General features: G+C 72.0%; 18 protein-coding genes. 8 read left to right on the forward strand and 10 right to left on the reverse strand.

Annotated features, from left to right (window positions below; all coding sequences use genetic code 11):
- From AB0F81_RS36900 to AB0F81_RS36915, 4 genes are all read left to right on the forward strand, one after another.
- Nucleotides 1-638 (forward strand): AAA domain-containing protein (locus AB0F81_RS36900; protein ID WP_360205151.1); only part of this gene is annotated, 638 nt, incomplete at its 5' end.
- The gene (locus AB0F81_RS36905; protein WP_360205153.1) at nucleotides 635-1,357 is read left to right on the forward strand and encodes a hypothetical protein; all 723 of its coding nucleotides are present in this window, start codon (nucleotides 635-637) and stop codon (nucleotides 1,355-1,357) included. The genes AB0F81_RS36900 and AB0F81_RS36905, both read left to right, overlap by 4 nt.
- Before the next feature lie 64 nt (nucleotides 1,358-1,421).
- A complete protein-coding gene (locus AB0F81_RS36910) occupies nucleotides 1,422-1,970 on the forward strand; it encodes a helix-turn-helix domain-containing protein (protein ID WP_360205156.1) in 549 nt (182 codons plus the stop codon).
- Nucleotides 1,971-2,004: 34 nt separating this feature from the next.
- A complete protein-coding gene (locus tag AB0F81_RS36915; protein ID WP_360205158.1) occupies nucleotides 2,005-4,188 on the forward strand; it encodes an MMPL family transporter in 2,184 nt (727 codons plus the stop codon).
- Nucleotides 4,189-4,302: 114 nt separating this feature from the next.
- Here the strand turns inward: AB0F81_RS36915 and araA are convergent, their stop codons facing one another.
- From araA to AB0F81_RS36940, 5 genes are all read right to left on the reverse strand, one after another.
- Nucleotides 4,303-5,793, reverse strand: coding sequence for an L-arabinose isomerase (gene araA, locus AB0F81_RS36920; protein WP_360205161.1), 1,491 nt, complete (start codon nucleotides 5,791-5,793; stop codon nucleotides 4,303-4,305).
- A 4-nt stretch (nucleotides 5,794-5,797) separates the two neighbouring features.
- Nucleotides 5,798-6,823: a galactofuranose ABC transporter, permease protein YjfF gene (gene yjfF / locus AB0F81_RS36925; protein ID WP_360205163.1), complete on the reverse strand. Its 1,026-nt coding sequence runs from the start codon at nucleotides 6,821-6,823 to the stop codon at nucleotides 5,798-5,800.
- A complete protein-coding gene (locus tag AB0F81_RS36930; RefSeq protein ID WP_360205166.1) occupies nucleotides 6,820-7,842 on the reverse strand; it encodes an ABC transporter permease in 1,023 nt (340 codons plus the stop codon). Before AB0F81_RS36930 ends, yjfF begins: the two co-directional genes overlap by 4 nt.
- Nucleotides 7,839-9,365: a sugar ABC transporter ATP-binding protein gene (locus AB0F81_RS36935; RefSeq protein WP_360205168.1), complete on the reverse strand. Its 1,527-nt coding sequence runs from the start codon at nucleotides 9,363-9,365 to the stop codon at nucleotides 7,839-7,841. The genes AB0F81_RS36930 and AB0F81_RS36935 overlap by 4 nt, the downstream gene beginning before the upstream one ends.
- Nucleotides 9,366-9,525: 160 nt before the next feature.
- On the reverse strand, nucleotides 9,526-10,524 hold the full coding sequence (locus AB0F81_RS36940; RefSeq protein ID WP_360205171.1) for an ABC transporter substrate-binding protein: 999 nt from the start codon (nucleotides 10,522-10,524) through the stop codon (nucleotides 9,526-9,528).
- 446 nt (nucleotides 10,525-10,970) lie between these two features.
- Between AB0F81_RS36940 and AB0F81_RS36945 the strand changes: the two genes are divergently transcribed.
- The 4 genes from AB0F81_RS36945 to AB0F81_RS36960 all read left to right on the forward strand — a co-directional run bounded on the left by AB0F81_RS36945 (nucleotide 10,971) and on the right by AB0F81_RS36960 (nucleotide 14,514).
- Nucleotides 10,971-11,972, forward strand: coding sequence for a LacI family DNA-binding transcriptional regulator (locus tag AB0F81_RS36945; protein WP_360205173.1), 1,002 nt, complete (start codon nucleotides 10,971-10,973; stop codon nucleotides 11,970-11,972).
- A 27-nt stretch (nucleotides 11,973-11,999) separates the two neighbouring features.
- On the forward strand, nucleotides 12,000-12,434 hold the full coding sequence (locus AB0F81_RS36950; RefSeq protein WP_360205176.1) for a hypothetical protein: 435 nt from the start codon (nucleotides 12,000-12,002) through the stop codon (nucleotides 12,432-12,434).
- Between the two features lie 329 nt (nucleotides 12,435-12,763).
- A complete protein-coding gene (locus AB0F81_RS36955) occupies nucleotides 12,764-13,252 on the forward strand; it encodes a hypothetical protein (protein ID WP_360205179.1) in 489 nt (162 codons plus the stop codon).
- Between the two features lie 749 nt (nucleotides 13,253-14,001).
- On the forward strand, nucleotides 14,002-14,514 hold the full coding sequence (locus tag AB0F81_RS36960) for a DinB family protein (protein ID WP_360205181.1): 513 nt from the start codon (nucleotides 14,002-14,004) through the stop codon (nucleotides 14,512-14,514).
- Here AB0F81_RS36960 and araD read toward each other — a convergent pair.
- The 5 genes from araD to AB0F81_RS36985 all read right to left on the reverse strand — a co-directional run bounded on the left by araD (nucleotide 14,490) and on the right by AB0F81_RS36985 (nucleotide 24,859).
- Nucleotides 14,490-15,200, reverse strand: coding sequence for an L-ribulose-5-phosphate 4-epimerase AraD (gene araD / locus AB0F81_RS36965; RefSeq protein ID WP_360205184.1), 711 nt, complete (start codon nucleotides 15,198-15,200; stop codon nucleotides 14,490-14,492). The genes AB0F81_RS36960 and araD overlap by 25 nt on opposite strands.
- Before the next feature lie 50 nt (nucleotides 15,201-15,250).
- Nucleotides 15,251-16,282: a phosphate ABC transporter substrate-binding protein PstS gene (pstS, locus tag AB0F81_RS36970; RefSeq protein WP_360205187.1), complete on the reverse strand. Its 1,032-nt coding sequence runs from the start codon at nucleotides 16,280-16,282 to the stop codon at nucleotides 15,251-15,253.
- Nucleotides 16,279-17,583, reverse strand: a complete 1,305-nt coding sequence (locus AB0F81_RS36975; protein WP_360205190.1) for a hypothetical protein — start codon at nucleotides 17,581-17,583, stop codon at nucleotides 16,279-16,281. Before AB0F81_RS36975 ends, pstS begins: the two co-directional genes overlap by 4 nt.
- Before the next feature lie 111 nt (nucleotides 17,584-17,694).
- Nucleotides 17,695-18,894 carry an esterase-like activity of phytase family protein gene (locus AB0F81_RS36980; protein ID WP_360205193.1) on the reverse strand — a complete coding sequence of 400 codons (1,200 nt, stop codon included), beginning with the start codon at nucleotides 18,892-18,894 and terminating at the stop codon, nucleotides 17,695-17,697.
- A 58-nt stretch (nucleotides 18,895-18,952) separates the two neighbouring features.
- On the reverse strand, nucleotides 18,953-24,859 hold the full coding sequence (locus AB0F81_RS36985; protein WP_360205196.1) for a DUF4011 domain-containing protein: 5,907 nt from the start codon (nucleotides 24,857-24,859) through the stop codon (nucleotides 18,953-18,955).
- Between the last annotated feature and the right edge of the window lie 24 nt (nucleotides 24,860-24,883).

Consider the following 24,883-nt stretch of genomic DNA (forward strand, 5'->3'; position numbering starts at 1 on the left):
GCCGGCTCGCGCAGGCGGTCCCGGCCGCGGCGGCCGCGCGGACCGCGCTCAACCGGGCCCGCCAGGAGTACGCGGACCGCGAGACCCACCTGGACCGGGAGGTCGAGCAGGACCCCACGGTCCGGGCCGCGTCCGACCGGGCGGCGTTCGCGGACCTGGCCGCGCACCGGGCGTGCGAGTCCGCCGAGCGGTCCGCGCACCAGCTCGCCCGCCTGCTCGCCGAGGTGACCCGAGTGCCGGAGTGGGCCGCCGATCCCGGCGGCCTGACCGATTTCGCCGAGCGCTGCGCCGAGCTGGAACCGGTGCTGCGCCGCCGGGCCGCGCTGATCCGCGAGTGGCGGCAGCGAGCCGCCCGGCCCAGCCGGCAGTTGCATCCCGAACTGCTGCGCTATGCGGACGTGGTGGCTGCGACCTGCCTCGGCGCCGGTCGCCCGGAGCACGGTGACCTCACCTTCGACCTGGTCGTGATCGAGGACGCGGGCCGGATCACGGTGCCGGCCGCGCTGGTGCCGCTGGTCCGGGCCCGCCGCGCGGTGCTGGCCGGGGAGGCCGGCCGCCGGCCCGCCACGCCCAGCGGCAGCATCCTCGACCTGCTCGCGGCCCGGGCGCCCGCCGCCAACGTGGCCCGCCTGTCATGACGCTGCCGCTGCGCGAGGTGGCCCGGCGGGTCAACGCCCTGCCGGGTGTCCGGCCGAAAAAGATCATCCCGCTGCTGCTGCCGATGTGGGCCGCCGAGGTCACCGCGACGGTACGCGAGAGCCAGCCCTACGACGTCCTCGACCGCTACCTGTGCCGTGCCATCGCCGAGGCCGGCCTGGTGGACACCGCCGGCCTCGCCGAGTTCCTCGGGGTGGAGCCGTCCCTGGTGTCCCGGGCCGAGCGGTTCCTGGCCGGCATCGGGCACCTGCGCCGCGACGGCGACACGCTGGCGCTCACCGATCTGGGCCGGCAGTCGATCGCCGACGGTCGGCGCTACCAGCTCGCCCGGGGGCGCCGGCTGGTGCTGCGGTTCGACGGATTCACCGGGGCGCCGGTGCCGTACGCCGGCGCGAACCGCTTCACCTGGCTGACCGTCCCCGAGCTGACCCAGCCCGACGGCACCCGGTTCGAGCCGGTGCCCGGCGCCGGGGCCCTGCCCGGCTCCGCCGTCGAGGGGCTGCTGAGCCGTCCCGACGTCGCCGAGTTCACCGGGCCCGCCGTGCCGGTCACGGCGGACCAGGTCGAGGTCCGGCCGCTGTGGCTGCCCGCCTACCTGGTCGAGTGCGAGGACGAGCCACTCGTCTTCGGGGCGGCGGTGGACGGCCCGGACCCGTACCTCGCCGGGTTTACCCCTTTTCTGACGGGGCACTCTTCCTGAAGATGTGGGGACCACCACGGTCCCTCACGGACCAGGTTGGTCCATTACGGTCTACGGTGGTCCTATGCCGCGCCCGACCAAGCAGCAGATCGACGACGAGATCCTCGACGCCGCCGCGCACCTCTTCGCCCGGCACGGTTTCAAGGAGACGTCGGTGCAGCGCATCGCCGACACGGTGGGTTACTCGAAGACCGGGCTGCTGCACCGCTTCCCCACGAAGGAAGCGCTGCAGGAGGCGGTCATCGCGCGCTGCGTCGGCCAGATCCGCGACACCGCGTCCGGGGTGGCGGACCTGCCGACCGGCGCCGAGCGTGACCGCGCCGTCATCACCGCCGTGGCGCAGCTCGCGCTGGCCCAGCCCGGCGTCGTCGCGCTGCTGCTCTCCTCCCTGCTCAGCGAGCCGGAGAGCGAGATGGGCACGGCACTGCAGGCCGTCGGGGAGGCCGTCGCGGCCGCCTTCGGCGACGAGTTCCTCTGCGACCAGACCCGCGCCCTGCGGGTCACCGGGGCCCTCGGCGCGCTGGCGGTCGCCAGCGTCGCCCTCCGCGACCACCTGACCCCCGACGCGATGACCACCCTCGTCGAGGTCGGCTACGCCGCGCTCGGGCACTGAGCTTCGGACCACACCAACCAAAAGGAACCCCCACATGGCAACGTTGTTGCATCGCCTCGGGCTGGCGTCCGTCCGGCACCGGGTCGCCGTCACGATCGCGTGGCTCGCCGCCCTGATCGCCGTGGGCATCGGCGCGGCCACCCTCTCCGGCACGACGGCCAACACCTTCAGCATTCCCGGCCAGGAGTCGACCACCGCGCTCGACCTGATGACCGAGAAGTTCGGCGCGGCCTCGGCGGGCGCGACCGTGCAGGTGGTGTTCGAGGCGCAGGACGGCGAGAAGATCACCGACCCGAAGAACGCGGCCACGATCACCCAGACGGTCGCCGCCCTCGGCAAGCTGCCGGGCGTGGTGTCGGCGAGCAACCCGCTCGACGCGGCCGCGCCGACCGTCTCCCGCGACCAGGTCGCGGCGTACAGCACGGTCACCTACGGGGTCCAGCCGTCCGAGGTCACCGACGACCAGCGGGCCGCGCTGATCAGCGCGCTCGACACGCCGCGGGCGGCACTGCTCACCGTCGAGGCGCGGGGTGAGGCGCTCAGCAACCCCGCCGACATCGGCGGCGCGTCGGAGATCCTCGGTGTGGTGGTCGCGCTCATCGTGCTGGCGCTCACGTACGGTTCGCTGGTCGCCGCCGGCATGAACCTGCTCACCGCGATCGTCGGCGTGGGCATCGGCGCGGCCGGCATCGTCACCCTCACCGGTTTCGTCGACCTGCAGTCGACCACCCCGATCCTGGCCGTGATGCTCGGCCTCGCCGTCGGCATCGACTACGCGCTGTTCATCGTCACCCGGCACCGGCACGAACTGCGCCGCGGCCTGCCCGTCGAGGCGGCCGCCGCGATGGCCGTCGGCACCGCCGGCGCGGCCGTCGTCACCGCCGGCCTCACCGTGGTGATCGCGCTCGCCGGCCTGTCCGTCGTCGGCATCCCGTTCCTCAGCGAGATGGGCATCGCCGCGGCGGCCACCATCGTCATCGCGGTGCTCGTCGCGATCACCCTGGTGCCGGCGATCCTCGGTTTCATCGGGCTCAAGGCGCTGCCGCGCAAACTGCGCGACGCGGCGCCGGCGACCGGCGACGACGAGACGCCGGCCGGTCGCGGCTTCATCCAGGGCTGGGCCAATTTCGTCGTACGCCAGCGGCTGCTCAGCCTGGTGCTGGCGGTGGCCGCCCTGGCCGTCATCGCCATCCCGTTCTTCTCGATGAAGACCACGCTGAACCAGCGCCCGGCCGAGGGCACCACCCAGTACTACGCGCAGGAGATCATCGACAGCCGGTTCGGTCCCGGGGTGAGCAGCCCGCTGCTGATCCTGGTGGACGGGCCGAACGCCGTCGCCTACGCCGGTGACGTGCAGAAGCAGGTCTCGACCCTGCCGGACGTCGCCCTCGTGACGCCCGCCCGGCCCAGCCAGGACCAGTCCGCCGCGCTCATCACGATCATCCCGGCGTCGGGTCCCGAGGACCAGAAGACCGTCGACCTGGTGCACAGCATCCGCGACACGGTCGCCGACCGGTCCGGCGCCGAGGTCTACGTCACCGGCAACACCGCGGTCAGCATCGACGTCTCGCAGAAGCTCAACGACGCGCTCCCGGTCTACCTGGCGCTCGTCGTCGGCCTGGCGTTCGTGCTGCTCGTGCTGGTGTTCCGCTCGCTGCTCGTGCCGGTCGTCGGCGTGCTCGGCTTCCTGCTCACCATCGGCGCGGCCTTCGGCGCGACCGTCGCGGTCTTCCAGTGGGGCTGGGCCGCCGGCGCGGTCAACGCCGGGTCGACCGGGCCGATCCTCAGCCTCGCGCCGATCATCATCGTCGGCATCCTGTTCGGCCTCGCCATGGACTACCAGGTCTTCCTGGTCTCCCGGATGCACGAGGCGCACGCCCACGGGATGGCGCCGCGCGAGGCGATCGTGACCGGTTTCCGTCAGGCGGCGCCGGTGGTCATCGCGGCGGCGACCATCATGTTCGCGGTCTTCGCCGCCTTCGTGCCCGAAGGCAACGACACGATCAAGCCGATCGCTTTCGCGCTCGCCGTGGGCATCGCCTTCGACGCCTTCATCGTACGGATGATCGCCGTCCCGGCGGCGCTGGCACTGCTGGGCCGCTCCGCCTGGTGGCTGCCGGCCTGGCTGCGCTGGCTCCCGGAACTGGACGTGGAGGGCGCCGCCCTGGAGCGCAAGCCCCCGGCCACCGCCCCCGACCCGGCCCCCGCTCCCGCCTGATCCACCGGGTGAGCTTCGGGCGCGGGCCGCGCCCGAAGTTCACCCGCAATCGGGCGGGACCACGACGGTGTGCACTTGCGGCGCGGAGCGCGCCGCAAGTGCACACCGTGGGTTTCAGCGGCCGAAGCCGCGGGCCAGGCGGTGGTAGGCCTGGTTCCAGCGGACCTCTTTGGCGAACGAGCGGGTCGTGGTGGTCTCGTCGATCACCAGCAGCTCGGTGCCGGCCATCTCGGCCAGGTCGGCCAGCTCTTCGGTGCCCACCGAGGAGGAGAGCACGGTGTGATGCGGGCCGCCGGCGGTGAGCCAGCACTCGGCCGAGGTGGAGAGCGACGGCGCGGGCTTCCACACCGCCCGCGCGACCGGCAGCTTCGGCAGCGGCTCGGTCGGCGGCACCACCTCGATCTCGTTGGCCACCAGACGGAACCGCTCCCCCAGGTCGGCCAGGCCGAGTACCACGGCGGGGCCGGGCGCGGCGTCGAAGACCAGCCGGACCGGGTCCTCGCGGCCACCGATGCCGAGCGGGTGGATCTCCAGCCGCGGGGTGCCGGCGGCGATCGTCGGGCACACCTCGAGCATGTGCGCGCCGAGGATCACCTCGTTGCCCGGGGTCAGGTCGTAGGTGTAGTCCTCCATGAACGAGGTCGCGCCACCCGGAGCCATCGCCTTGAGCGTGTGCACCAGGACCGACGTCTTCCAGTCGCCCTCGCCGCCGAACCCGTACCCGTCGGCCATCAGCCGCTGGACCGCCAGGCCGGGCAGCTGGCGCAGCCCGCCCAGGTCCTCGAAGTTCGAGGTGAACGCCCCGAACCCGCCCTCGGTGAGGAACTGCCGCAGGCCCAGCTCGATCCGGGCCGCGTAGCGCAGCGAGTCGTGCCGCTCCCCGCCGACCCGCAGCTCCGGGGCGCTCTCGAAGATGTCGAGATACTCCCCCACGAGCTTGTCGATCTCCGTGTCGAGCACCTGGTCGACGACCGCGACGAGGTCGTTCACCCCGTACGTGTTGACCGAGACCCCGAAGCGCAACTGCGCTTCGACCTTGTCACCCTCGGTGACCGCGACGTCGCGCATGTTGTCGCCGAACCGGGCCAGCTTGAGGCTGCGCATCGCGGCGTAGCCGCGGGCCGCCTTCACCCACGTGCTGATCCGCGCGACCACCGCCGGGTTGGTGACGTGGCCGGCCACGGTCTTGCGCGGCACCCCGAGCCGGCTCTCGATGAACCCGAACTCCCGGTCGCCGTGGGCGGCCTGGTTGAGGTTCATGAAGTCCATGTCGATCTCGGACCAGGGCAGCGCCACGTTGTGCTGGGTGTGCAGGTGCAGCAGCGGGGCACGCAGCGCGTCCAGCCCGGCGATCCACATCTTGGCCGGGGAGAACGTGTGCATCCAGGCGATCACACCGAGGACCCCGGGCGTCGACGAGGCCTGTCGGCACACGTCGAGGATCTGCTCCGGGCTGGTGAGCACCGGCTTCCAGATCACGTCGGCGTCCAGCTGACCGTCCAGGGTCCGGGCGATCTCCTGGGACTGCGAGGCGACCTGATCCAGGGTCTCCGGGCCGTAGAGTCCCTGGCTGCCGGTAAGGAACCAGACTTCCGCGTTGCTCATCCTGCTACTTCACCTTTCTTGTGACGAGCCGTTGCATGACGATGAAGGCGAAGAGCAGGACGCCGACGATGATCCGCGTCCACGCCGCGTTCAGATCACCCTGGAAGATGATGATCGTCTGGATCAGGCCGGTGACCAGCACGCCGAGCAGCGTGCCGAGCACATAACCGGAACCGCCGGTGAGCAGCACACCGCCGATGACGCAGGCGGCGATCGCGTCGAGCTCCAGGCCGTTGCCCTGCAGGGCCCAGCCGGAGGTGGAGTTGATGCTGAACAGGACGCCGCCGAGCGCCGCGCAGAAACCGCTGATGGTGTAGACGCCGATCCGGGTGCGGCCCACCGGCAGACCCATCAGCAGCGCCGAGTCGGCGTTGCCGCCGATCGCGTAGACGTTGCGGCCGAACCGGGTCCAGGCCAGCACCGCCGCGGCGATCAGCACCACGGCCACCGCCACGATGGCGATCGGCTTGGTGACCACGCCGTCGGCGAGCGGGATCCGGTACTCCGAGATCGCCTTCCACGTCTCGTCGCGGATCGGGATCGAGCTCTGGTTGATGAACAGGGCCAGACCCCGGGCCAGGAAGAGACCGGCCAGGGTGGCGATGAACGGCTCCACCTTGAAGTAGTGGATCACCGCGCCCTGCCCGGCGCCGATCAGCGAACCGAGGAGCAGCACCAGGACCAGCACGACCATGGGCGGCCAGCCGCCCTGCAGCAGGGTGGCGGTCAGCGTGGTGGTGAGCGAGATGACCGCGCCGACCGACAGGTCGATGCCGCCGGTCAGGATCACGAACGTCATGCCGACCGCGACCACCATCAGCACGGCGTTGTCGCGGAACAGGTTGACCACGACGCTCGGGTCGCTGAAGTTCTCGTAGTTGGCCACGCCGCCGCCGTACATGAGGACCAGCAGGCCGAGCGTGACGAGGATCGGGATGTACTTGGTGTTCGGCCGGTAGACCCGCCGGCGTGGGTTGGTCGGCGACTCGGGCTTCTTGCCGGCCTCCGGAGTCACGTCGATAGTCGTCATGCGGGCACCTCCGCTCGGACGGCCGGACGCGGCTTGAGCCGCCCGAACACCTTCTCCCGGAAGATCGGGGACTGGGACAGGCAGAGCGCGACCACCACGACGGCCTTGAACAGCAGCGTGGCCTTGGAGGGCACACCGACGGCGACGACCGTGACGGTCAGCGTCTGGATCAGCAGCGCGCCGATGACCGTGCCGGCGATGGAGAACCGGCCGCCGATCAGGGCGGTGCCGCCGATCACCACGGCCAGGATGGCGTCGAGCTCGATCAGGTTGCCGGCCGAGATGCTGTCCGCGCTCTTGATGTTGGCGCTGTAGATCAGGCCGGCCAGGCCGGCGAAGCCGCCGCAGACCACGTAGACCATGATCGTGATCCGCCGCGCCCCGATCCCGGCCAGCCGGCTGGCGGTCGGGCTACCACCGACCGACTCCAGCAGCAGGCCCAGCGCGGTACGCCGGGTCAGCAGGGTGATCAGCACGACCGCCGCGGTGGCGATCAGGAACGCCACCGGCAGCGCGAGGAAGAAGCCCGTGGCGATCGTCGCGTACGGGCCGGACTGCACGTTGATGATCTGACCGTCGGTGATCAGCTGGGCCACACCGCGGCCGGCCACCATGAGGATCAGCGTGGCGATGATCGGCTGGATGCCGATCACCGCGACCAGCATGCCGTTCCACAGGCCCAGCGCCAGCGACGCCAGGATCGCGACGCCGATGATGAGCAGCACCGATCCGACACTGTTCTGGTTGCCCAGGTCGCTGATCAGCAGACAGGCGACGGCGCCGGAGATCGCCATCACCGAGCCGACCGACAGGTCGATGCCGCCGGTGGCGATGACCAGGGTCATGCCGAGGGCGACCAGCAGCAGCGGCGCGCTGCCGCGCAGGATGTCGATCAGCGTGCCGAACAGGTGGCCGTCCTGCACGGTGATGAACTGGTTGGACGTGAACACGTTGACGACCAGCAGCGCCACCAGGATGGCGGAGGGCCAGAACAGCCGGTTCTTCAGGATGGAGGTCATGTGGTTGCTCCGCTGGCGATGGTCTGCATGATGCGGTCCGCGTCGACGTCGGCGGTGTTCTCCAGCTCCTCGACCAGCCGCCGGTCCCGCAGCACCTCGATCTTGTGGCTGAGCCGGAGGACCTCTTCGAGCTCGGCGCTGACGAACAGCACCGCCATCCCGCCGTCGGACAGCTCGGCGACCAGCTTCTGGATCTCCGCCTTGGCGCCCACGTCGATACCGCGGGTGGGCTCGTCGATGATGAGCAGCTTCGGCTCGGTGATCAGCCAGCGCGCGAGCAGCACCTTCTGCTGGTTGCCACCGCTGAGGTTGCGGACCGGGCGCTCCGGGTCGGCGGGCCGGATCTGGAGCGCCTTGATGTACTTGTCGACGATCTCGTCCTGCCGCTTGCGCGGGATCGGACGGGTCCAGCCGCGCGAGGCCTGCAGCGCCAGGATGATGTTCTCCCGCACGCTGAGGTCACCGATGATGCCCTCGGTGCGCCGGTTCTCCGACGAGAAGGCGATCCCCCGCTTCATCGCCACCTGCGGGCTGCGCAGGTTCACCGGCCGGCCGTCGACACTCAGTTCACCCTCGTCGGCCTTGTCCGCGCCGAAGAGCAGCCGGGCCAGTTCGGTACGGCCGGAGCCGAGCAGCCCGGCCAGACCGACCACCTCACCGGCGTGAATGGTCAGGTTGTACGGAGCGATCGCCCCGGCCCGCCCCAGCCCGCGCGCCTCGATGACCGGCCGGGCCTCGGCGGCCTGCACCCGGGTCCGCTGGGCCTTGTCCTCCAGGTCCTCCAGCGCGGCCAGCTCCTTGCCGATCATCTTCTCGACGAGCTGGACCTGCGGCAGGTCCTCGGTGCGGTACTCCCCGATCAGCTGGCCGTTGCGCAGCACCGTCAGCCGGTCGGAGACCTCGTAGACCTGGTCGAGGAAGTGCGAGACGAACAGGATCGCCACCCCGTCGGCCTTGAGCCGGCGCATGACCGCGAACAGCTGCTCGACCTCGGAGGAGTCCAGGCTGGAGGTCGGCTCGTCGAGGATCAGCACGCGCGCCGAGATGTCGACCGCGCGCGCGATCGCGACCATCTGCTGAATGGCCAGCGAGTACGTGTTCAGCGGCGCCGACACGTCGAGGTCGAGGTCGAGCCGGGAGAGCAGCTCAGCGGCGCGCCGTCGCATCACGCCCCACTGGATCCGGCCGAAGCGGCGCGGCTCGCGGCCGATGAAGATGTTCTCCGCCACCGACAGGTTGGTGCAGAGGTTGACCTCTTGGTAGACCGTGCTGACCCCGGCCTGCTGGGCCTGGAGCGGGCCCGAGATCCGCACCGGCGCGCCGCCGAGCTTGATCTCACCGCCGTCGATCTCGTAAACGCCGGTCAGCACCTTGATCAAGGTGGACTTGCCGGCACCGTTCTCCCCCATCAGGGCGTGGATCTCGCCGGGGAACAGGCGGAAATCGACGCCGTCGAGGGCGACGACGCCGGGGAAGACTTTTCTGATCCCGGTCATCTCGAGGACCGGGGACTGCGCGCTCATTCGTGCTCCGTTTCGCGCTGCCGCGGGTTGCCCCGGCCGTGACGGCCGGAGCAACCCGCGGGGCAGGCAGTGAACCTTTTTCAACCTGGCATCAGGCTGATACTTGCGGCCGTCCGCCAGTGCCGGCACTGCCGCCCTGGCCACGTTGAAGAAGGTTCAATCAGTACTTACGGTTCGGGAGCTCGGCCTTCGCCTGCTCCTGGGTGAAGGTGGTCTCCTCGGTGAGGACCCGCTTCTCCAGCGTCTCGCCGGCGGCGGCCTTCTTGGCCAGGTCCATCAGCTGCGGGCCGAGGAGCGGGCTGCACTCGACGATGAAGTTGATCTTGCCAGCGGCCAGGGCGGTCATGCCGTCCTTGACCGCGTCCACCGTGATGATCTTGATGTCGGTGCCGGGCTTCTTGCCGGCCGCCTCGATCGCCTCGATGGCACCCAGGCCCATGTCGTCGTTGTGCGCGTAGAGCACGTCGATGTCCGGCGTGGACTGCAGGAAGGTCTCCATGACCGTCTTGCCGTCGGCCCGCTTGAAGTCACCGGTCTGCGACTTCACGATCTGGATGTTCGGGTTGGCCTTGATCGCCTCGGCGAAGCCCGTCTTCCGGTCGATCGCCGGAGCCGAGCCCGTGGTGCCCTGCAGCTCCACGACGTTGACCTTGTCGGTCTTGCCCTCGTACTCCTTGACCAGCCAGTCGCCGGCCTTCTTGCCCTCCTCGACGAAGTCCGAGCCGATGAAGGACTCGTAGAGCGACTTGTCCTGCGAGTCCACCGCGCGGTCGGTCAGGATCACCGGGATGTCGGCGTCCTTGGCCTCCTTCAGCACGGCGTCCCAACCGGAGGTGACCACCGGCGAGAAGGCGATGACGTCCACCTTCTGCGTGATGAAGTTGCGGATCGCCGCGATCTGGTTCTCCTGCTTGCCCTGCGCGTCGGAGAACTTCAGGTCGATACCCGCGGCCGCGGCCGACTCCTGGATCGACTTGGTGTTCGCCGTACGCCAGCCGCTCTCGGCACCGACCTGCGAGAACCCGAGGGTGATCTTGTCGTCGCCGCTGCCACTGCCGGTACCGGAGCCCGCATCGTCGCCGCCACCACCGCACCCGGCGAGCACCGAGACAGCAAGGACACCGCTCAGCACGGCCGCGGAGATGTTCCTGCGCACCATAACCTCCCGAAACTGTTACCGTTCACAAAATTTGCAGCGGTTGGCTGACCAGCCATGACCGCAAAGTTCTGCACCGCGCTGCGACCGCGGTCACAGCTTGCGTTTCGTGAGTGTTACCGTTCTCATCGATCACGTCAAGAGATCTGGATCAACGTTTCCGACTGGTTGCAAGAACGGCGTCATCGCTCATGGTCATCGAACCGTCACCTGCTACAAGTCCTCCGGTGAACCTTTTTCAACCTGGCAACCGGCCGGAAGCATCGAAGCCACACGGCCCTGACCACGGTGAAAACGGTTCAATGTCGACACCTGCCCCGATGCCGGAACCCGGACCGGCCGGCCTTCTGCCCGCGTCCGCGACCCGGCCCGCGCAGCTACCGGACGCCGTTCGCCCGGAGCCACGCTCCCGGCGGACCCCCCGATCGGGCAAGGAACGCGGGACAGTCATGCGCGACGTGGCGAAACTGGCCGGGGTGTCCCACCAGACCGTCTCCCGCGTGATAAATGACCATCCCAACGTGCGCGCCGAGACCCGGGAACGTGTACTGGCGGCGATGAGGTCCCTCAACTACCGCCGCAACCTGGCCGCGCGCACGCTCGCCACCCGCGAGTCGCACACGCTCGGCATCATCGGCTTCGAGACCACCCTGTTCGGGCCCGAGTCGATGCTCTACGGCATCGAGAGCGCCGCCCGCGCCGCCGGATACCTGGTCAGCGTCGCCACGGTCCGCGACCTCGCGCACCGCCCGGTGCTGGAGGCGGTCGACCGGCTGGCCCAGCACGACGTCGACGGCATCATCGCGATCGCCCCGAAACCATCGGTGATCATGGCGCTCACCCATGCACCGGCCGGCCTGGCCTGCGTCGCGGTGGGCGGCGCCGGTCACGGTGGCCCCTTCCCGACCGTACGGGTGGACAACTCCGCCGGCGCCCGGCTCGCCACCCGTCACCTGCTCGACCTGGGACACGCCACCGTCCACCATGTCGCCGGGCCACCGGACTGGCCGGAGTCGCAGGCCCGCGTCGAAGGCTGGCGGGAAACCCTCTACGCGGCCGGCGCCGTGGTCCCGCCGGTGACCGCCGGCTGGTGGGACGCCGCCGCCGGATACGAGCAGGGCCTGCGCCTGGCCGCCGACCCGAAGGTCACCGCGGTGTTCTGCGCCAACGACCGGATCGCGCTCGGCGTGCTGCGCGCCATGCACGAGGCCGGCCGCCGGGTGCCGCAGGACGTGAGCATCGTCGGCTTCGACGACATGCCCGACTCGGGATACTTCCTGCCGCCGCTCACCACCGTGCACCAGGACTTCGCCGAACTGGGCCGCCGCGCGCTGGCGCTGCTGCTGCGCCACCTCGGCCGGCCACCGGGCGACGCCCCGCCGGAGGACGTGGTGGTCGCTCCCCTGCTGGTACCGCGAGTGAGCGCGGCGGCGCCGTATCCCCGTCACTGATCACTGTCAGCGACCGGGCGGCAGAGGTTGACGCGGTCCATCCCGGCTCCGCCGACATGGGTCAGCCGGAGCACGCCGGGCGGGCAGCGGGCCGGATCCCACGGCGGGTTCAGGAGCCGCACTCGAGCAGGATCAGCCGACGCGCCCGGCCGGCTCTTCCCGCTGAGCCGGTTCGCCGCGGCCGTCGCGCGGCACTGCTTCGGCAAGCCCGCCCCGGGGTACGACCTACGCCCGCGACTCCCCCGGATCTGCGCGCCGACGCTCGTGGTGGTCAGCCGCTACTGCCTGGTGTGCCCGCCGGCCGCGTTCCCGATCATCGCGGCCGGGATTCCCCAGGCGGAGCTGCGCGAGATCGCCGAGGCCGGGCACCTCCCGTTCAGCGAGGAGTCGGCGATCTTGTGGGAGGTGGTGCGGGGGTTTCTGGGCCGGATCGGTCCGGGATCCGACAACACTCCCCGGTGACAAATCGGTTAACGGCGCCTTCGAGCCGTTACAGTCCGAAAGGTGTTCAACGACGACACGCGACTCGCGGCATCCCCGGTGAGGCCCACCGGGTCAGCGGGTCGCGGTCGCCCAGCCGCGCCGTCGTGGGCTGCTCAAGCTTCGCGGCCGGCCGGCTGCAATCGATGGTCGCCGGCCCGCCGCGATCGACCGTCGCTGGCCAGTTGCGATCGGTGGTCGCCGGACAGCCTCGCTCGAAGGTCGGCCCGTTGCGATCGGTGGTCGCCGGCACGCCGCAATCGACGGTCGCCGGTCGGGTTCGCCGGGTCATCGCGACTGGCGAGCGGGCGATGACCGTGGGAGCCGGGTCCGGCGGCCGGCATCGCCGGCGCGGGAATCCGCGGCTCTCCGGCACGCTGCACATTCAGGACGCCAATGGGCACCAGCTCACCGTGCCGCTGCGCGGCCGGGCCTCGGTGCTCACCGCGGGCGGGACCGGCCTCACCGGATACGGCGAAGTCTGGGCGGTACACACCACGCCGACCTCGACCGAAACCGGTCTGATGATCATTTACGGACCGGACCGTTCGGCGGACGGCCGCGAGTCGGGGCTCTGCGCGGCGGGCGAGACGGTCGAGCTGGGTGGCGTGCGGTTCACCTGGCGGCAGGTCCAGCCGGCGACTGTCCCGCAGCCCCGGCCGGCCGGCCCACCGCGTAATCTGCGGGTGCCACCGGCCAGGCGTGGGAACTCGCGCGAAGAGCCTGCGACGACCGGAGCCGGTCTGCGCCAGCGCCTGCAGAACGTGGTCCGCGTCGTCACCCAGTCAGCCCGCCACTGACGCAGCCATCCTCCCGCCACTGATGCAGCCTTCTTCCCGCGACGGACCGGCCATCTCTCGCCGCCGCTGACCTCTGGATTCGGCACCAGCTACGGCCCGGCAGGCCCAGCCGTCCGCCAGGACAGTCCGGTCACCATGGAATCCGCTCGGCTGACCGTCAGCGTCGTCTCAGGCCAGCCGAGGCAGCTCTCAGGCGCAGCCAGGCGAACCGGCCGACGGCCAACGTCAACTCGGGCCGGCCGAGACAACCCCCAGACGCAGCCAAGCGAACCGGCCGACGGCCAGCGTCAACTCGGGCCGGCCGAGGCAGCTCTCAGGCGCAGCCGGAGGAAGCGGCTGACGGCCAGGGCTGTATGTACGCGCTCGGAACAGCGCTGAGAGCCGGCTGACCGAGATCGGCGTGCATCGGCATGCGATCACGAGCGGACACTCCAGCCGTCGTCCATTGCGGCTATTCGGCTCCACAACCGGCATGGGCTACGGCCGGGCGGGCTCGGGGCGGGCTCGGCCGTAGCCCATTGCGGCTTCTCCGGCTCCATAACCAGTATCAGCTACGGCCGGGCACGCGGGATGACGGGGACGCAGGGGGCTGGGGCGGCATGGTGGTCTGCGGGGTGAGGGGGTGCTTGCGCCCGGCGGGCGCGCTGGGGGGCGGGAGGGGCTGCGGCCTCGCGTGGTGGCCACGAGCAGGTGTAGCTGCGTTTGGGAAAGGTGTGGCCCGTACCGGAAAGGCTGCCTACCGTGCCCCCGTGGATGGGTGCGAGGAGTGCGGGTTCGTCTATGCCGAGGTCGCGGCGCAGGCGATCGCCGGGCGGTTGCGGGAGGCCGGGCCGCGGTTTGCGGCGGCGATGGCCGCCGTGCCGGAGCCGCGGCGGCGGCCGGCGGTGGGGGTGTGGTCGCCGTTGGAGTATGTGTGTCACGTGCGTGACGTGCTGCGGGTGCAGGCCGGACGGGTGGCGCTGGCGCTGCGGGAGGACGAGCCGGAGTTCGCGCCGATGGGGCGTGCGGAGCTGGCGGTGAGCGAGCGCTACAACGAGCAGGAACCCCGGGCGGTGCTGGCCGAGCTGGCGGCTTCAGCGGAGGAGATGGCGGGGGTGCTCGACCGGCTGGACGCGGCGGGGTGGGCGCGGACCGGTGTCTACAACTGGCCGGCTGTGGAGGTGCGCACGATGCTCTGGCTGGGCCGGCACACCGTCCATGAGGTGGAGCACCACCTCATGGACGTGCGCAACGGCGGTCAGGACTTGGCAGGGTTGCCGTAATAGGCGCCGGGGCCGTGCTTGCGCTTGAAGTGACGCTCGGCGAGGTGGTCGGGGATGCTCGCGGCCGGGTTCAGGGCGAGGGTCTTGAGGGCCATCTCGGCCACCGCCTCGCAGATGATCGCGTGCTCGACCGACTTGCCGGGGGTCGCGCCCCAGGTGAACGGGCCGTGGTTGGCGACCAGCGCGGCCGGCATGGCGGCGGCGGACTCGTCGTCGCCGATCAGTTCGACGATCACGCGGCCGGTGTTCAGCTCGTAGTCGGTGGCGCACTCCTCGGCGGTCAGGCCGCGGGTCACCGGCACCGGGCCGTTGAAGGTGTCGGCGTGCGTGGTGCCGAGCAGCGGGATGTCGCGGTTGGCCTGGGCGAACGCGACCGCGTTCGTGGAGTGGGTGTGGGTGACGCCGCCGATCGACGGCCACGCCAGGTAGAAGGCGCGGTGCGACTCGGCGTCGACGGACGGGCGCAGGTCACCGCCGAGGACCTTGCCGGTCTCCAGGTCGACCGGGACCAGGTGGTCCTCGGTCAGCTCACCGTATTTCACCCCGGACGGCTTGATCAGGAAGAAGCCGCCCTCCCGGTCCACGCCGCTGACGTTGCCCCAGGTCAGCTGGGCCAGCCCGGCCTCCGGAATCACCTGGTTGGCCCGCAGGACGGCCTGGCGCAGGGCCTTGGAACCGTATGTCACTTCGCCTTCTCCTCGCCCGGGGATTGTTAACGCTAACCATAGCCGTTTGCTCAGCGTAGACCAGCGACGGCGTCGGCCACCCGGGCACGCAGAGATTCCGGCAACGGTACGGATCCGGCGTAGGCCGCGGCGCTCTGACCGGCAGCGGAGGCGGCATAGGCCAGGAAACCCCGGGTGGCCTCCCCGGCCCCCGCCTGACAGACGACCTGATAGGTCACGGTCACCAGCGGGTAGGCGCCGTTCCCGGGGTCCAGCTCCAGCCGCAGGTCGTCGGTGATCCGGGCGGACTCGATCGCCCGCCCGGTCGCGTAGTCGCTGGGCGCGGCGAAACCCCGCTGCTGGTCACCCAGCCAGGCCACCGGCAGGTCGTTGACCCGGGCGTACGACGCCTCCACATACCCGATCGCCCCCTCGGTGCGCGCCACCGCCGCAGCGGCCCGGTGACTGCCGCGCTGCCCGATGCCGCCGGGTGCCCGCCAGGTCCCGCCGCTGCCGTGGGCCCACGCCTTCCCGGCCTGCGCGGTGAGGTAGCGGGTGAAGGTGTCGGTGGTGCCGGAACTGTCCGAGCGGTGCACCGGCTGGATCCGGGTGGCCGGCAACGACGCGTACGGGTTGTCGGCCGCGATCACCGGGTCGTTCCAGACCGTCACCTTCCCCGAGAAGATCCCCGCCAGCGTGGCCGGGGTCAGGTGCAGCGCGTCGACGCCGGCCACGTTGTAGACGAACGCGATCGGCCCGGTCACCAGCGGCAGGTGCACGGCCGTCCCGCCGCACCGGGCCTCGGCCCGCTTCTGCTCGGCCGCACTGAGCGGGGTGTCCGTGCCGGCGAAGTCCCCGGTGCCGGCGAGGAAGGCGCGCACCCCGGCGCCGCTGCCGGTGCTCGCGTACTCGATCGCGGCCTGCGCGCAGGCGATCTGGTAGTTCTGGATCCAGGCGTTGACCGCGCCGGTCTGCGCGGACGAGCCCTGCCCGGAGACCGAGCCGGCCGCGCACGCGATCGCCGGCGGCTCCGGAGGTCTCGCACCGTCGCAGCCGGCCACCAGCGCCAGCACGGCCACCATCGCGGGGAACGCGCGCCTCATCGGTACTCCGCCAGTCGTTTCCGTACCCCGGCCAGCACCAGCAGGGCGACCAGGACGAAGGTCACCACCGGCAGGGTCACCCAGCCGGTGAGGGTCAGTTCCGCGGTCCGCAGCGCCCGGTCGAACCCGGCCCGCCGGTCCTCGCCGGCCGCCGCGACGGCCGCGTCGTAGTAGGCGAAGTCGAAGGCCGCGTCACCGCGCCGGATGCCGGTGAGCGCGCCGACCGCCTCGGCCGTGCGCCCCCGGTCGGCCAGGCCGGTGATGCGTTCGTGCACCTTCTGGTACGCCTGCCAGCGCCGCTCCGCCTCCGGCCCGGCGACCCGCCCGACCCCGCCGGCCAGGGTGGCCGCCTTCGCGTCGAAGTCCTTGCGGTAGCGGTCCAGGTTGGCGCTGACCAGATAGCGGCTGGTGTCCGCGGAGGCGTCGTAGCCGACCGCCCGCAGCCGGGCGAGTTCCAGGTAGGGCGTGAGGCCGGCGTCGCGCGCCTCGGCGAGCCGCCGCTCCTGGGCGCCGAGGACCAGCGCCGACGTGACCAGGAGCAGCAGGCTGAGCCCGGTCGCGGTGAGCAGCGCCGGGTTGAGCAGCCGGCGGAACCGGCGGGCCAGCCACACCTGCAGGAACACCAGCAGGGCCAGCAGCGTGCCGCCGAGCAGGACGGCCACGGCGGTCGCGGCGCTCTCGGTGGAGCGCTTGTCCGCGTACGCCTCGTCGAGCTCCCGCCGGCTCTCGTCGAGGAGTTTCTGCGCGTCCGGCAGCAGCCGCTGGTGCAGCAGGTTGGTGGCCTGGGTGTAGTGGCCGAGCGCGCCCGCCGCCGGCCGCCCGGCCGGCTGCTCCCCGCCCGCCAGCTCCTGGGCGGTCATCGCCTGGCCGACCCGCTGGCGGTAGACGGCCAGCCCGTCGGTCAGGTCGACCACGTAGATGCCGGCCACCGCGGCGTCCGGCGAGGTCAGGGCGCGCAGATCGGCGTCGGCCTGGCGGCCCCGCTCCTTGTACCGGGCGAGGGCGTCGATCCGGCTGCTCGCCGTCTCGTCCGCGTCGCCGGCCAGCAGCATCCGGGTGACCTGAGCGTCGAGGTCGCTGAGCGCGAAGTAGAGGTCGGCGGCGGCGACCGCCCGCGGGGTCGCCTCGGTGCCGATGATCCGGACCTGCTCCTGCACCTGGGACATCACCAGGGCGAGACTGAGCAGCAGGGTGCCGGCCGCGCCGATCACCAGTCCGGTCCACAGTCGCAGGCGGGCCGGCGTCTGTGGCCGGACAATATCGTCAAAGGTGTTCCGGGTCGCTTCCATGACCGCCGGCATGCCCACAAGGTAAACCGTTCCGGCAAGCGGGAATCAGCGCGGGAAACTGTTCACCAATTGTTTTCCCGGAATTGGGGTTCCACCCGCCGGGGCGAGTGAAACCCCAGGTCATCACCGCAGGATGCGCTTGTCCGGCCGCAGCGACTCGGGCAGGGCGATGGTGATCCACTCATTGTTGTCGGCCACCCCGGGGGTGCGGCCGTTGGAGAACGGGAAATTGTTGTCGTTGAGCACGGCGATCGTCTTCTCGTCGAGCACGACCACGTCCTCGATGGTCTGGAACGGGAAGGTGAACGGCGTGCCGAAACCGCCGACCTTGCGCGGGTTGGCGATGTTCATCAGGTCGACCAGCAGGGTCTTGTCCATCAGGCCGTCCCGGTTGCGGTCGCGCTTGTCGGCCACGTAGATCTTCTTGAAGACGGCGGTCGCGCCCTGCCCGTTGTCCCGCTCGATGATCAGGAACCGGTCCCGGTCCAGGGCGATGGCGTCCCCGATCGCGTTGGCCGGGCTCTCCAGCTGGTAGGCGTGACGCTTGCCGGTGTACTTCCCGGCCCGGGTGTCGAACTCGTTGAACCGCAGGCGGCCCGCCGGGTCACCGGTGACCGTGCCCTCCAGCAGCGGGAACAGGTAGCGACCGTCCGGCGAGGCGGCCAGGCCCTCGAAGCCCTTGCTGCCGCCGAGCGTGGCGGTCACGCCGGTGCGCGCCGCGGTCTCCGGCGCGATCACGCCGTCCAGCGGCGTGGGCGCCGCGAGCAGGCGCCCGGCACGGTCGAAGTGCAGCAGGTACGGGCCGAACTCGTCACCGATCCAGTACGAGCCGTCCGCGGCCTTGACGATCGACTCCACGTCGAAGTCGGCGCCGGTGAGCACCCGGTCGGAGCGGGTCAGCTTCCACGGGACGAGGCCGTTCGGGTCGGTCAGGTTCAGGCCGCCGACCACGTCCACGGCGCCGGTGGCGAAGACCGGAGCAAGCCGCTGGACGCGCAGCAGGAAGTCGGCCGAGTTGGCCTGGTTGCCGTAGCCGTTGTCGGAGAGCACGTCGAACGTGCCGTCACCGTTGTCGGCGATCCCGGAGAAGCCCTGGATCGGCTGGTCGGCGAAGGGCACCGGGATGCCGTTGGTGTTGCCCGTGACCAGGCTGCCGGACGGCTCGCTGCCGGGCACGAAGGTGGTGGCCGGCAGCGAGGCGAAACCGGTCAGGGTCGGCGTGGTGACCCGGCCGTGGCCGCCGGCGTACGAGGCGTTGCCGGCCAGCGCCAGGGTGAGCGCGACGGCGCCCGCCCCGGCGAGGCTCTTGATGATCTTTCCCATGTGGCCGGACGATAGGGATCGCGGATGAACCGGGCCCGACACGACGGTGGCCGTCAGGTCACCTGCCGGCGGCCGTGCGGCGGGGCCGGGAGGCGCGGCGGGCCGGTGCGGCGTCGTGCCGGGGCAGCGAGGTCACGTCCGGCAGGCCGTGGCCGATGGCCAGCCCGTCCGCCTGCCGGATCAGCCGGCCCTCGGTGACCAGGTCTGCCACCAGGGCGGTCAGCCGGGCGTCCAGCTCGGTGGGGCGGCGGGCGGCCCAGCCGTAGACCTTGGCGGTGGCCGCGAGCAGCTCCTCCTCGGTCAGCACCCCGCCGTCGTGGACCAGGTGCTCCAGCGCCACCCGTACCTCGCTGTCGGCGACCTGGTCCGGCTTGCGGGACACCTCGTCGGTGCGGTGGCGCACCAGCGGGACCTGCTCGTCCGGGTCGCTGAGGAAGGCGCCGTCCCAGGCCACGCCGGCCTCCGCGATGACGTTCTCGACGGCGACCCGGGCCTGCTTGCTGATCCGGACCAGGGACCACTGTTCGCGCATCCGCTGCAGGGCGACGCCGATGTGCACCGGCCCCTCGACCAGGGCGATCTCCCGGACGGCGGCGACCAGCCGGTCATGGGTGGCCGGCTCGGTCATTCCGGCGCCGGGCGGCAGCGGCGTGAGCTGGGCCTTTCGGTACGGGTGAGCCCACTCCGGCGTACCGGCGACCACCGGCTGCCGGGTGGTCCTCGGGGGCCGGGCACGGCGGCGGGCCGGCCGGGCCGGGGCGGGCTCCTCGGCGAGCGTCAGGTGCGGGTGCACGTCCAGCTCGACGTCGGTGCGGCTGACGTGCTCGAAGGCTGCCGGCTGGACGCTCTGGTAGTCCTCCACCGCGGCCGCCACGTCGGGCTGGCCGTCGAGCTCCGGGCCGCCCTCCGACTCGACCGCGCTGACCTGCGGCTCGACCGGGCTGAACTCCGGCTCGACCATGCTGACCTGCGGCTCGACGTCGGCGGCGTGGCGCTCCGCGTCGTCCACTCCGGCCAGGTAGGCGCCGGCCTGTTCGGCCACGACGTCGTACGGCTCGGCTCCCGCGTACAGGTCGGTGTCCTCGACCGCGACGTCCTCGAACCCGGCGCTCTCGGCAACCGGCGCGAGTTGCTCCTCCTCGAAGGTGGTCTCCGGCTCGGCGAAGCCGGCCGGCTCCTCGTGCGGAGCCGGCGACTCCGGCTCGGTGTAGACGGCCGGCTCCGCGAAGGCCGCCTCCGGCTCGGTGTAGACGGCCGGCTCCGCGAAGGCCGCCTCCGGCTCGGTGTAGACGGCCGGCTCCTCGACCACCGGCTCGGTGACCGTGACGGTCAGCTCCGGCGCCTGCTCCTCGGGGAACTCGGCGAAGGCCGCGTCGATGGCGGCCCGCAGCCGCTCCTCCTCGTGCTGCCGGTCCAGATACCAGGCGGTGCCCCAGATCCGGTGCAGCCGCCAGCCGAGACGCTGCAGCTCCTGCTCGCGCAACCGGTCCCGGTCCCGCGCGGCGGGCGCGGAATCGTACGTGGTGCCGTCGCACTCGATGCCGAGGGCGTAGGGCGAGTTGCGCCGGGCGTTGCGCCGCACGGCCAGATCGATCCGAAAGCTGCCGGTGCCGACCCGGGTCTGCACCCGGTAGCCCCAGGCGCGGATCACGTCGCGGACCGAGTCCTCGAACGGGGTCTGCTGGTCCGGCCGGGTGTCCTCGATGCCGAGCGCCGCCTCGCCCCGGACCGCGTAGTCCAGGTAGGTGGCGAGGTGCCGCAGCTCCTCGGTCTCCGGCAGGTCGCGGCCGCGGACCGCGGAGACCACCTCCAGGCGCCGGGCGGCGCGGGTGGTCGCCACGTTGAGCCGGCGCCAGCCGTCCGGGCCGGCCAGCCCGCCCAGGTCCGCGCCGATCGCCAGGATGACCACGTCGCGCTCGTCGCCCTGCACGGTGTCCAGGTCCTTGACGAAGAAGCCGCGCAGCCGGTCGTCGTCCGGCGCCTCGACCATGTCGTGCACCGCGACCTCGATCTCGTGGGCCTGCTCGGGCGAGCAGGCCACCACACCGAGGGACAGGTCGGGACGGGTGACCAGGTGGTGCGCGACCCGGCTGGCGACCATGTCGGCGAGGGCGGTCTCGCCGGTGGCCGGGAACAGCTGCACACCGGCGTCCGGGCCGGCCGGGCCGGCGGCCGGGAAGGTGTTCAGCCGACCCTGGTAGAAGCTGTGGTTGGCGAAGGCGATCAGCGACTCGTGCCGGCTGCGGTAGTGCGTGCCCAGGTCGATGACCCGGAACGCGCCGCAGGTGATCGCCAGGTCCAGGATCGAACGGCCGTCGCCGGCGGGCAGGTTCGCCGCGGTGATCTGCCGGTCGTCGCCCACCACGACCATCGAGGCGGCCCGGTACGCGCAGGTGATCGCGTCGGCGACCGGCATCCGGGACGCCTCGTCCACGATCACCACGTCGAAGCTCAGGTCGTTCGGCAGCAGCCGGCTGGCCTCGGCCGGAACGGTCAGGAAGCACGGCTTGACCGCGAGGGTGGCGTGCCGGGTCTGCCCGATCAGCTCGTGCACCGGCAGCCGGCGGCCCTGCTGGGCGGCGGAGGCCCGCAGCAGGGCGGCCTCGCCGGCGGCGGCGCCGGACGGCTGCATGGCGTCGACCGCGTTCATCACCTCCGCCGCGGCGGCGCGCTGCAGCCGGGTGTCCCAGACCTGGAACTCCTGGATCAGGCGGTCGCGCCCGTCGGCGTCCAGCGGTGGGAGCCGGTCGTCCTCGCGGATGACCGTGTCCGCCCAGGACTGGAAGAGCGCGCGGCCCAGCACCGGCAGCAGCTGCTCGGTGGGCAGGTCCTCCCGGGCGCAGAAGTCCACCACGGCGTCCAGGCCGTGTTCGGAGAGCACGGTGCGGGCGGCCTGGTACTCGAACCACTCCTGCTGCCCGCGGCTGTCCTCGAGCAGCGCCCGCAGCAGCTCGCCGGCGTGCTCGTAGTCGTCCAGCGCGGCGGTCAGCGACGGGTGCCGGCGCGGGGCAAAGGCGCGCAGGATCCAGTCCCGGGCGGCCTGCCACTCGGCGACCCGCGACGGCAGCGTGTCGGTCGGCCGGGCCTTGCCGAGCGCCTTGGCCTGCTCCGGGGTGAACGCGATGTCGCCGCCGGTGCGGACCCGGCGCGCCTCGGAGGTCCAGGCCATCGCGGTGGCCAGCGCCTCCACGTCGGTCTGAGTGCCCCGGTAGGCGGGGCCGAGCACCTTGGCGTACTCGCCGGCGTTGGCGGCCAGGGCCGCGGCCGCGTCCGCCGCGCTCTCCCGCAGCATGCCGACGGCGGCCGACTCGGCCAGGGTGAAGTCGCGCCCGGCCGCGGCGCTGTACGCCTGCGCCAGCTCGGCCGCGGCGGTGAGCGGCTCCACGTGCGAGCGCAGCCAGGTGACCGCGTCGTGGATCGGCCCGGCGGCCAGCTGCGGGCGCGGCGCCGGCTCGGGTGGCGGGCGCAGGGCCGCGGTCCACCGGTCGAACTCCTTGCGGGCCTCGGTGACGATCCGGATGATCGCGCTGTTCGGCGTCGGCGCGCTGACCCGTTCGATGACCGCGGGCAGCGCCTCCGGCGGCGTCACATCGAGCACCTCCTCGGCGGTGCGCAGGCCCTCCTGGATGGCCTCGAAGTCGGTGTCCAGCCGCTTCCAGTGCCGGCCGAGGATCCGGGCGTGCTCGCGTTCCGCCTCGTCCAGCTCCTCGATGGACTGCTTCCAGGCGGCCGCGGCGCTCAGGTTCGCCACCGCCTGGGACCGCTTCACGTCCGGCCGGGCGATCTGCGCCGCGGCCCGCTTGTCCCGCCGGTACGGCGCCCGCAGCTTGCGCAGACCCTTGTGCACGGTGGCGAACCGCTCGGCCAGCTCGTCGACCGGCTCGTGCAGGGCGGCGTCGTTGAAGTGCTCGCGGGCGCGGGCCTCGGCGGCCTTCGCCACGTCCACGGCACGCCGCAGGATCCGCGCGGCGGCGTGCGCGGCGATCATGCCGGGCTTGTCGAACCAGGCCGGCTCCGGCTTGTGCGGCCGGGACAGCAGGTCCACGATGGCGGCGACCCGGCCGATGTCGGAGAACGCCACCACGTTCGGCAGGCCGAGCCGGGCGGTGACCCGGTCCAGGCTGTGCTGGTGCTGCTCCAGGCGGTCGGCCTCGTCGGCGAAGCGCCGGGCCAGGCCCCGCGACTGCGCGGCGGTCAGCGGCAGCAGCTCGACCGGCGGCGGGTTCAGGTGGGCCAGGCTGGGCACGATCGGCAGCTTGGCCGGGCTGGGCAGCGCCGACCAGGTCACCCCGGCCCGGGCGCGGACCGCGTCCTCGGCCTGGTGCAGGGACTTGAGGTGGCGCAGCAGCCCCTCGGCGGCGTGTGCCACCGACTCCAGGCTCGGCAGGGTGAGCCACTCGTCGGCGGCCTCGGCCGGGCGCCGGGCGGCGTGCCCGATCAGCGTGGTCAGGGTGATCGCGTCGGTCAGCGTGTGCGCGCCGAACGCCTCCGCCAGCGGGTCCTTGGCGACCGCCTCGGTGAGGTGCTCCAGGGCGGTCTGCGCCTGGTGCAGCCGGGCATCGAGGCGGTTGCGGTCGATCACCTCCCGCCACAGGAAGTCGTCGCCCTGCACCGCGGGGCGCCAGGCCCGGCCGAGGCGCTCGGCGGCGTCACGGACGTGCTGCAGCGACTGGGTGGTGAGCGGGATCGGCAGGGCGGGCGGCACCGGCGCGGCCGGCACGTCGATCATCTGCGCGCACATGCCGAGCACGTCGTGCAGCCGGTGCCCGAGCGGTTCGCGGACCTCGTTCATCGCCTCCGAGTAGGCGTTCAGCCGCCGCCGGTGCTCGCGCAGCTCCTCCCGCTCGTCGGTGGACAGGCTCGGCGGCGGCAGCGGGATGTAGTCGAGCGCCGCGGCCAGGGTGGCGGCCACCTGCGTGCGGCCGGTCCGGTCACTGTGCAGCTCGAGCAGGTAGTCCTCCAGCCCGGCCCGGGCCAGCCGCTCCCGGACGGTGTCCAGGGCGGCGGCCTTCTCGGCGACCACCAGGACCCGCTTACCGGAGTAGAGCAGGCAGGCGATCATGTTGGCCACGGTCTGCGTCTTGCCGGTGCCGGGCGCGCCACGCATCACGAAACTGCGGCCGGCCACGGCGGCGGCCACGCAGGCACGTTGCGCCGCGTCCGCGTCGAGGACCAGGGGTACGTCGTCCGGGGCGGCCACCTCGTCGATGCGCCGTGGCGCGACCGGGTCGAACCGGAACGCCTCGATCTGCGACTCCGGGTCGGTGGCCAGGGCGCGGACCACCGGGTGCGCGAGGATCTGCCGCTCGTTGTCGACCAGGTCGCAGTACATCACCTCGCGGTCCACCGCGAGCCGGGTGAGCATGATCGCCTCGTCGGTGCGCCACTCCTGGTGCTCGCTGATCGCGGCGTCCAGGCGGGCCCAGAAGACGGTGACGTCCAGGGCGGCCAGGCTGTCCACGGCGGGCAGCTCGACGCCGTAGAGGCGTAGCCGGACGGTGAGGGCCGGGTTGACGATCGGGTCGTCGGGGCGGGCCCGCAGCCGCGGGTAGTCCAGCGGGTCCGGGTGCACCAGGTCGACCGGGAGCAGCAGGATCGGGCTCGCGTACTCCTGCTCGCCGTCGCGCCAGTGCAGCGTGCCGAGCGCCAGATAGAGCGCTGCCAGGCCGTGCTCCAGCTGGTCGCGCCGGGCGGTACGGCGCAGCGCGTGCAGCGTCGCGTCCATGTCCGCGTCGGCCATCTCGGTCTGGAAGACGTGCGCCGCCCGTGGCCGTGGGCCCTCGGCCTGCTCCTCGATGCCGAGGAAACCGCACTCGCGGCCCTGCTGGAGCGCCTCCACCACACTGCGTGGAGACGGGCTGACGATCGGCACCACACCCGGACCGGCCGGATCCACGTCGATCAGGGGGTTGGTGCCGGTGAGGTCGAGCAGACCGGATCGCCAGGTCTCCAGCACGCCTCGCACACGCGCATCCGGCCGCCCGGTCAG

Origin of the sequence: Actinoplanes sp. NPDC024001 (genome assembly GCF_040638955.1) — a bacterium.
Taxonomy (GTDB): Bacteria; Actinomycetota; Actinomycetes; order Mycobacteriales; family Micromonosporaceae; genus Actinoplanes.

Coding starts and splice junctions, on each gene's coding strand:
- AB0F81_RS36905 (WP_360205153.1), top strand. CDS start 635: ATGACGCTGCCGCTGCGCGAGGTGGCCCGGCGGGTCAACGCCCTGCCG.
- AB0F81_RS36910 (WP_360205156.1), top strand. CDS start 1,422: ATGCCGCGCCCGACCAAGCAGCAGATCGACGACGAGATCCTCGACGCC.
- AB0F81_RS36915 (WP_360205158.1), top strand. CDS start 2,005: ATGGCAACGTTGTTGCATCGCCTCGGGCTGGCGTCCGTCCGGCACCGG.
- araA (WP_360205161.1), bottom strand. CDS start 5,793: ATGAGCAACGCGGAAGTCTGGTTCCTTACCGGCAGCCAGGGACTCTAC.
- yjfF (WP_360205163.1), bottom strand. CDS start 6,823: ATGACGACTATCGACGTGACTCCGGAGGCCGGCAAGAAGCCCGAGTCG.
- AB0F81_RS36930 (WP_360205166.1), bottom strand. CDS start 7,842: ATGACCTCCATCCTGAAGAACCGGCTGTTCTGGCCCTCCGCCATCCTG.
- AB0F81_RS36935 (WP_360205168.1), bottom strand. CDS start 9,365: ATGAGCGCGCAGTCCCCGGTCCTCGAGATGACCGGGATCAGAAAAGTC.
- AB0F81_RS36940 (WP_360205171.1), bottom strand. CDS start 10,524: ATGGTGCGCAGGAACATCTCCGCGGCCGTGCTGAGCGGTGTCCTTGCT.
- AB0F81_RS36945 (WP_360205173.1), top strand. CDS start 10,971: ATGCGCGACGTGGCGAAACTGGCCGGGGTGTCCCACCAGACCGTCTCC.
- AB0F81_RS36955 (WP_360205179.1), top strand. CDS start 12,764: ATGACCGTGGGAGCCGGGTCCGGCGGCCGGCATCGCCGGCGCGGGAAT.
- pstS (WP_360205187.1), bottom strand. CDS start 16,282: ATGAGGCGCGCGTTCCCCGCGATGGTGGCCGTGCTGGCGCTGGTGGCC.
- AB0F81_RS36975 (WP_360205190.1), bottom strand. CDS start 17,583: ATGCCGGCGGTCATGGAAGCGACCCGGAACACCTTTGACGATATTGTC.
- AB0F81_RS36980 (WP_360205193.1), bottom strand. CDS start 18,894: ATGGGAAAGATCATCAAGAGCCTCGCCGGGGCGGGCGCCGTCGCGCTC.